Source organism: Citrobacter sp. S46_ASV_140 (genome assembly GCF_018919545.1).
In the GTDB taxonomy this organism is placed as follows: Bacteria; Pseudomonadota; Gammaproteobacteria; order Enterobacterales; family Enterobacteriaceae; genus Citrobacter; species Citrobacter braakii.
The window spans coordinates 1-8,231 of record NZ_JAHLRC010000140.1; the positions used below are offsets into that span (position 1 = coordinate 1).

The following is an 8,231-nucleotide window of genomic DNA, read 5'->3' on the forward strand; positions in this document are numbered from 1 at the left end:
GATCAAAGAAGTGTTCCTGGCGATCCGCATTGAACAACTGCTGAGTAAAGATGAGATTCTCGAACTGTATCTGAACAAGATTTACCTGGGGTATCGCGCTTATGGCGTAGGTGCTGCCGCGCAGGTCTATTTCGGTAAGACGGTTGATCAGCTCAGCTTAAGTGAAATTGCGGTGATTGCCGGTCTGCCAAAAGCGCCGTCAACCTTCAACCCCCTCTATTCGATGGAAAGGGCAACCGCGCGACGTAACGTCGTACTGTCGCGTATGTTGAGCGAAAACTACATCACGCAGGCCCAGTACGATCAGGCGCGCGGCGAAGCCATTGACGCCAACTACCACGCGCCGGAAATCGCCTTCTCCGCGCCGTATCTCTCTGAGATGGTGCGCCAGGAGATGTATAACCGTTATGGCGAGAAAGCCTATGAGGACGGGTATCGCATCACCACCACCATTACGCGCAAAGTACAGCAGGCTGCTCAGCAGGCAGTACGTAACAACGTGATGGATTACGACATGCGCCACGGTTACCGCGGCCCGTCGAACGTGCTGTGGAAAGTGGGCGAAAGCAGTTGGGACAGCAAGAAAATCACCGATACGCTGAAAGCGCTACCGACTTATGGTCCCCTGCTACCGGCGGTTGTTACCAGCGCCACTCCGCAGGAAGCCATTGCCGCGCTGGCGGATGGTACGTCAGTGTCATTACGGATGGAAGGCATGCGCTGGGCGCGTCCTTACCGCTCGGATACCCAGCAAGGCCCGACGCCGCGCAAAGTGACTGATGTGGTGCAAACCGGGCAGCAAATCTGGGTACGCCAGGTTGGCGATGCCTGGTGGCTGGCGCAAGTACCGGACGTCAACTCCGCACTGGTCTCCATCAATCCGCAAAACGGCGCGGTGCTGGCGCTGGTCGGTGGTTTTGACTTCAACCAGAGCAAGTTTAACCGTGCAACCCAGGCGTTACGCCAGGTGGGTTCCAACATCAAACCATTCCTGTATACCGCCGCGATGGATAAAGGTCTGACGCTGGCGAGCATGCTTAACGACGTGCCGATCTCCCGTTGGGATGCCGGAGCGGGTTCCGACTGGCAGCCGAAGAACTCACCACCGCAATACGCCGGTCCTATCCGCTTACGTCAGGGGCTGGGTCAGTCGAAAAACGTGGTGATGGTACGCGCCATGCGCGCGATGGGCGTGGATTACGCGGCAGAGTATCTGCAACGTTTCGGCTTCCCGGCACAGAACATTGTGCACACCGAGTCGCTGGCACTGGGTTCTGCCTCGTTCACGCCGTTGCAGGTGGCGCGCGGTTATGCAGTGATGTCTAACGGCGGCTTCCTGGTCGATCCGTATTTCATCAGTAAAATCGAAAGCGATATGGGCGGCGTTATCTTCGAGGCGAAGCCGAAAATTGCCTGTCCGGAATGCGATATTCCGGTGATTTATGGTGATACCCAGAAATCTAACGTGCTGGAAAACAGTAACGTCGAAGATGTCGCCGTCTCGCAGGAACAGCAGAATGCCGCCGTGCCTATGCCTCAGCTTGAGCAGGCAAACCAGGCGCTGGTCGCGCAAAGCGGAACGCAGGAGTACGCTCCACACGTGATCAACACGCCGCTGGCCTTCCTGATTAAAAGCGCCCTGAACACCAATATCTTTGGTGAGCCGGGCTGGATGGGAACCGGTTGGCGTGCAGGTCGCGATTTACAGCGCCATGATATCGGCGGGAAAACCGGGACCACCAACAGCTCTAAAGATGCATGGTTCTCCGGCTACGGGCCAGGCGTGGTGACGTCGGTATGGATCGGGTTTGATGACCATCGCCGCAATCTCGGACACACGACGGCTTCTGGGGCGATCAAAGACCAGATCTCCGGCTACGAAGGCGGCGCAAAGAGCGCACAGCCTGCCTGGGATGCCTATATGAAGTCCGTGCTGGAAGGCGTGCCTGAGCAGCCGCTGACGCCGCCGCCGGGTATCGTGACGGTCAATATCGATCGCAGCACCGGTCAACTGGCAAGCGGTGGCAACAGCCGCGCAGAATACTTCATTGAAGGCACTCAGCCGACGCAACAGGCGGTGCATGAGGTGGGGACGACCATTATCGATAATGGTGAGACACACGAACTGTTCTGATCCCTGAACGATCAAAAAAAGGCGCTTCGGCGCCTTTTTTATTATTCGTGAAGAGAAATTAAAGCCGCCCTTGTCCTTTCAGCCATTCACGCACGAGGAACAGCGCACTCACATTACGCGCTTCGTGAAAATCAGGATCTTCCAGCAGATCCATCAAATGCGCCAGCGGCCAGCGCACCTGCGGTAATGGTTCAGGCTCATCACCTTCCAGCGATTCAGGATATAAGTCCTCCGCCACCACGATGTTCATTTTGCTGGAGAAATAGGACGGCGCCATGCTGAGTTTCTTTAAAAACGTCAGATCTTTTGCGCCAAACCCCACCTCTTCTTTCAGCTCCCGATTCGCCGCTTCATACACGCTTTCGCCAGGATCGATTAACCCCTTGGAAAAACCCAGTTCGTAAGATTCGGTCCCGACGGCGTATTCGCGGATGAGGATCAGGTGGTCGTCCACAATCGGCACAATCATTACCGCTTCACGCGTGGACGGGCGCATACGTTCATAAACGCGGCGTACGCCATTGCTGAACTCAAGGTCCACGCTTTCGACTTTAAACAGCCGGGATTGGGCGACGGTTTCCACTTTCAAAATCGTGGGTTTCTGTAATGATTTGCTCATTGTGAGGATCTTTGCTGTGAAATCTGGGGTTATTGTGCGATATACCGCACGGTTTCGGCAATGTGAATTGCCGTTTATTTACATTTATGTAACGTACTAAAAGTTAATCCCTATTTCAAATTAAAAGTCAATAGGTTGAAATAACTCCAGGAATTTGCTGATATTCCATTTTTAGTGATTTTGCTATGATTCGCATTTACTGGGCTGTACTTAAAGATGCTCAAGTTCGACTCCACACTTGCCGATAGCCAACCACAGAATCACGAATATTGAACAGGGTGCGACTGACCACGCCTGACAGACTAAGTAAGATGGGGAAAGCATGAGCACCATTCTGATTTTTTTAGCTGCTTTGCTGGCCTGCTCATTGCTTGCAGGATGGCTACTCAGAACGAAATCCAGACGGAAAAATTTACCCTTGAGCAACGTCTTCTCAGACGCCTCGAAGCGTAAACTCACGCCTGAAGAGCGCAGTGCAGTCGAAAACTATCTCGAAAGCCTTAGTCAAATTCAGCAGGTACCTGGTCCAACGGGCGCCAGCTCCGCACCGGTGTCATTAACGCTGAATGCCCAAAGTAATAGCGTCATCGTACTTACGCACGCGATTACACGTTACGGCATTACTACCGACGATCCTAACAAATGGCGTTACTATCTTGATTCCGTTGAGGTACATCTTCCCCCTTTCTGGGAACAATACATCAATGACGAAAACAGCGTTGAGCTAATCCACACCAATACGATACCGCTGGTTATCTCCCTGAACGGCCATACGCTGCAGGAATATATGCAGGAAGCGCGTGGCTATGCGTTACAGCACACCGCTTCTACCCAGGCGTCCATTCGCGGTGAAGAAAGCGAGCAGATTGAACTGCTGAATATTCGCCAGGAAACCCATGAAGAATATGCGCTCAGCCGCCCGTCGGGATTGCGCGAGGCATTACTGATTGCCGCATCGTTCCTGCTGTTCTTTTTCTGTTTGATAATCCCGGATACGTTTGTTCCGTGGACAGTTGGTGGCGCGGTGCTGCTGCTGGCTGCGGGTCTGTGGGGGCTGTTTGCCCCACCGTCTAAAACCGCCCTGCGGGAAATTCATTGTCTGCGCGGTACGCCGCGTCGCTGGGGGCTGTTTGGCGAAAACGACCAGGAGCAAATTAATAATATCTCGCTAGGTATTATTGATCTGATTTATCCACCGCACTGGCAGCCTTACATCGCACAAGATCTTGGCCAGCAAACGGATATTGATATTTATCTCGATCGCCACGTTGTACGCCAGGGACGTTTTTTATCGCTGCATGACGAAGTCAAAAACTTCCCGTTACAGCACTGGCTGCGCAACGCCGTCATCGCGGGCGGCTCGTTGCTGGTGCTGCTGATGCTGCTGTTTTGGATCCCGCTGGATATGCCGATAAAGCTTACGCTTTCCTGGATGAAGGGCGCACAAACTATCGAAGCCACCAGCGTTAAACAGCTTGAAAACGCGGGCGTTCGCGTGGGTGACACGCTGCATCTGAGCGGTACGGGTATGTGTAACATTCATACCCAAGGGAGCTGGAATGCGCAGCCTTCCGCGCCGTTTATGCCTTTCGATTGCACGCAAATTATCTGGAATGACGCGCGCGCATTACCGCTGCCTGAGTCCGATCTGGTGAATAAAGCCACCGCGCTCACGCAGGCGGTGAACCGCCAACTGCACCCCAAAGCGGATGATGACTCTCGCGTCAGCGCATCGTTACGCTCGGCAATCCAAAAGTCCGGAATGGTGTTACTGGACGATTTTGGCGAGATTGTCCTGAAAACGGCCGATCTGTGCGCGGCCAAAGATGAATGTGTACGTTTAAAAAATGCGCTGGTTAACCTTGGTAACAGTAAAGACTGGACAGCGCTGGTGAAACGGGCGAACGCAGGCAAACTGGATGGTGTGAACGTGCTGCTGCGTCCGGTAAGCGCGGAGTCGTTGGATAATCTGGTGAATACCTCTACGGCGCCGTTTATTTCACGCGAGACTGCGCGAGCGGCCCAGACGCTGAATAGCCCAGCCCCTGGCGGTTTCCTGATTATCAGCGACGAAGGCAGCGATCTGGTCGATCAGCCGTGGCCGACAACCTCGCTATATGACTATCCCCCACAGGAACAGTGGAACGCCTTCCAGCGTCTGGCGCAGATGCTGATGCAGACGCCGTTTCGCGCGGAGGGGATCGTCACCAATATTTCGACCGACGCCAATGGCACCCAGCACATTGGCCTGCACCGTATCCCGGATCGTTCAGGATTATGGCGTTACCTTGGCACAACGCTGCTGATGTTCTCCATGCTCGGGTGCGCTGTCTACAACAGCATACAGGCTTTCAGACGCTACCAGCGTCACCGCTCCCGCATCACGGAAATTCAGAGCTACTACGAAAGTTGCCTGAATCCAACGCTGATTGACAACCCGGAAAGCCTGATTCGATAACACGCTCGCGCGACAGGATATGCTACCCTGTCGCGCATCATGTTTTCTTCTGGGGAGTTTCCATGCAGATCAATATTGCCTGGCAGGATGTCGATACCGTGTTGTTAGATATGGACGGCACGCTGCTCGACCTGGCATTCGATAACTATTTCTGGCAAAAACTGGTGCCGGAAACCTATGGCGCGAAACAGGGTATCTCTCCCCAGGAAGCCCAGGACTATATTCGTCAGCAGTATCATGCCGTGCAGCATACGCTAAACTGGTACTGCCTGGATTACTGGAGCGAATGCCTGGATCTTGATATTTGCGCCATGACAACGGAACAGGGACCGCGCGCCGTTTTGCGTGAAGATACCGTACCGTTTCTTGATGCCTTAAAAGCCAGCGGCAAGCGCCGTATTTTGCTCACCAACGCGCATCCCCATAACCTGGCGGTGAAGTTGGAGCATACCGGTCTGGCCTCACACCTTGATTTATTACTTTCCACCCACACATTTGGTTATCCCAAAGAGGATCAGCGGTTATGGCACGCTGTGGCTGAAGAAACGGGAATGAGTGCAGAGAAGACGCTGTTTATTGACGACAGCGAACCCATTCTCGACGCCGCTGCTCTGTACGGTATTCGTTACTGCCTCGGCGTGACCAATCCCGACTCAGGCATCGCGGAAAAACAGTACGCACGCCATCCGTCACTGAATGACTACCGCCGACTGATCCCCTCACTGATGTGAAGGAGACGCCATGAAAGAAAAGCCCTCTGCTGAAGTCAGGCTGGATAAATGGCTGTGGGCTGCACGCTTTTACAAAACGCGTGCGCTAGCCCGCGAAATGGTTGAAGGCGGTAAGGTGCATTACAACGGCCAGCGCAGCAAACCGAGCAAGATTGTCGAGCTGAACGCCACCCTCACCCTGCGCCAGGGAAATGACGAGCGAACGGTCATTATCAAGGCTATTACCGAGCAGCGTCGCCCGGCCACGGAAGCCGTTACGCTGTATGAAGAAACCGCGGAAAGCGTAGAAAAACGCGAAAAAGTGGCGCTGGCGCGTAAACTTAACGCGTTAACCATGCCGCACCCGGACAGGCGACCGGACAAGAAAGAGCGCCGCGACCTGTTACGATTTAAACATGGCGACAGCGAGTGACTGTCACCTGCAAGAGAGATGATTATGCCGCAACATGACCAATTACATCGTTATCTGTTTGAAAACTTTGCCGTGCGCGGCGAGCTGGTGACCGTTTCGGAAACCCTGCAACAGATCCTCGAAAATCATACTTACCCGCAGCCGGTCAAGAACGTGCTGGCTGAACTGCTGGTCGCCACCAGCCTGCTCACCGCCACGCTGAAGTTTGCCGGTGATATCACCGTACAGCTGCAGGGCGATGGTCCGCTGAGCCTGGCCGTCATTAACGGCAACAACAATCAGCAGATGCGCGGCGTGGCCCGTATGCAGGGCGATATCCCTGAAGGCGCTGATCTCAAAACGCTGGTAGGCAACGGCTACCTGGTGATCACCATTACCCCAGAAGAAGGCGAGCGCTATCAGGGCGTAGTTGGTCTGGAAGGCGACACGCTGGCCGCCTGTCTGGAAGATTACTTCATGCGTTCTGAACAGCTGCCGACACGTCTGTTTATCCGTACTGGCGACGTCGATGGCAAACCCGCTGCTGGCGGGATGCTTCTGCAGGTAATGCCGGCGCAAAACGCGCAGGCAGATGATTTCGATCACCTGACAGCCCTGACCGAAACCATCAAAACTGAAGAGCTGTTAACGCTCCCGGCCAACGAAGTGCTGTGGCGCTTGTACCACGAAGAAGAGGTTACTCTCTACGATCCGCAGGACGTTGAGTTCAAATGCACCTGTTCACGCGAACGCTGCGCTGGCGCACTGAAAACGCTGCCGGACGAAGAAGTGGACAGCATTCTGGCGGAAGAAGGCGAGATCGATATGCACTGCGATTACTGCGGGAGCCACTATCTGTTTAACGCCATGGACATTGCTGAGATCCGCAGCAACGCTTCCCCGGCGGACCCGCAGGTACATTAATCACCACTGCCTATCCGGCCCACTATCGTCGACCGGATAGGCGTTCGCACCGCCATCCATCAAAGCGCTATCCGCAACACGCTCACTCGTTGTAATAATTCATCGGCAATCGGGTGCCATCAATAGTGATATCACGCCAAACTCTGGGGGCTGAATCCAGTTGATGATTCGCCACCGCCTGCAGCAGTTTATCCTTATTGAATCCTGCAGGTAGCTGACCTGATGCGATGAGTTCCCATTTATCCTCTTTCCTGGCAAAGACCAGACTCTCACCATCGCCAAAAGCATACAGCACCTGCTCAGGCTTACCATCAGCATTGAGGTCCTGATCGACCAGGACGCATGCATCCTGCTCAACGCAGGATGTAATGCGGTAGCTCTGCCCTTTGACAAACGCCCAGAAGGTCTCATCGGGTTGCCTGCTACCTGGAGCAATCATCACTTTCGGCGCTAGTTGAGTGGTAGTCAGGTTCTGAATGGGATCGCGACGTCCTTGCAGCAGAGAATTTAAGTCGCGCCGGCGCTTACTGTCTTGGTTAAACGCCGCATCTTTTTGTAATGCCTCCAACGCCGCACGTCCCGGTTTTCCGCTATTACTCAACATATACAGGCTGACCTGATCCGGCTTAATTTTCCCGCTGTGATACCGCCCCATATGGCTGTTGACGCTGATGCGCCAGGCATCAATAACCGGCGACGACAGCAAAATCAACAGCCCCAACGCCAGCAACGAAACGCTAAGAATCACCTTCCCCTGAAGCTCAAGCGGATTGCGCCCACGGCGTAAAATACTCGCCAGATAGCCAAACGACCAGAGCAGCAGCACGCAGACCACCAGCACGCCATATAAACGCTCGGGCGTCCAACCGTACTGTTGAATTCGCACCCACAGTGACCAACCGGCAATCAGCATATAGATGGGCGCGACAACCAGGGCGCATTTGATCAGGTAGCGTAACGCGGCTGGATAGGGA

Annotated in this window: 7 protein-coding genes; 5 read left to right on the forward strand and 2 right to left on the reverse strand. The window is 54.2% G+C overall.

Annotation, left to right across the window (positions count from 1 at the left end; all coding sequences use genetic code 11):
• Window positions 1-2,134: peptidoglycan glycosyltransferase/peptidoglycan DD-transpeptidase MrcA (gene mrcA, locus KQJ19_RS20785; RefSeq protein ID WP_216404073.1), on the forward strand; the 2,134-nt coding region annotated here is incomplete at its 5' end.
• Between the two features lie 58 nt (window positions 2,135-2,192).
• Here the strand turns inward: mrcA and nudE are convergent.
• Window positions 2,193-2,753 (reverse strand): ADP compounds hydrolase NudE, encoded by a 561-nt coding sequence (gene nudE, locus KQJ19_RS20790; protein WP_016154795.1) that lies wholly within the window; start codon window positions 2,751-2,753, stop codon window positions 2,193-2,195.
• A 322-nt stretch (window positions 2,754-3,075) separates the two neighbouring features.
• On the opposite strand from nudE, the gene igaA reads away from it, so the two are divergent.
• The 4 genes from igaA (at window position 3,076) to hslO (ending at window position 7,257) form a co-directional block, all read left to right on the forward strand.
• Window positions 3,076-5,211: an intracellular growth attenuator protein IgaA gene (gene igaA, locus KQJ19_RS20795; protein ID WP_019078148.1), complete on the forward strand. Its 2,136-nt coding sequence runs from the start codon at window positions 3,076-3,078 to the stop codon at window positions 5,209-5,211.
• A 62-nt stretch (window positions 5,212-5,273) separates the two neighbouring features.
• Window positions 5,274-5,942, forward strand: a complete 669-nt coding sequence (yrfG, locus tag KQJ19_RS20800; RefSeq protein ID WP_016157638.1) for a GMP/IMP nucleotidase — start codon at window positions 5,274-5,276, stop codon at window positions 5,940-5,942.
• Between the two features lie 10 nt (window positions 5,943-5,952).
• Window positions 5,953-6,354: a ribosome-associated heat shock protein Hsp15 gene (gene hslR, locus KQJ19_RS20805; RefSeq protein ID WP_016157639.1), complete on the forward strand. Its 402-nt coding sequence runs from the start codon at window positions 5,953-5,955 to the stop codon at window positions 6,352-6,354.
• A 24-nt stretch (window positions 6,355-6,378) separates the two neighbouring features.
• Window positions 6,379-7,257: an Hsp33 family molecular chaperone HslO gene (gene hslO / locus KQJ19_RS20810; protein WP_016157640.1), complete on the forward strand. Its 879-nt coding sequence runs from the start codon at window positions 6,379-6,381 to the stop codon at window positions 7,255-7,257.
• An 82-nt stretch (window positions 7,258-7,339) separates the two neighbouring features.
• Here the strand turns inward: hslO and KQJ19_RS20815 are convergent.
• Window positions 7,340-8,231, reverse strand: an 892-nt coding sequence (locus KQJ19_RS20815) for a DUF4153 domain-containing protein (RefSeq protein ID WP_216404074.1), incomplete at its 5' end; no start/stop codon positions are given.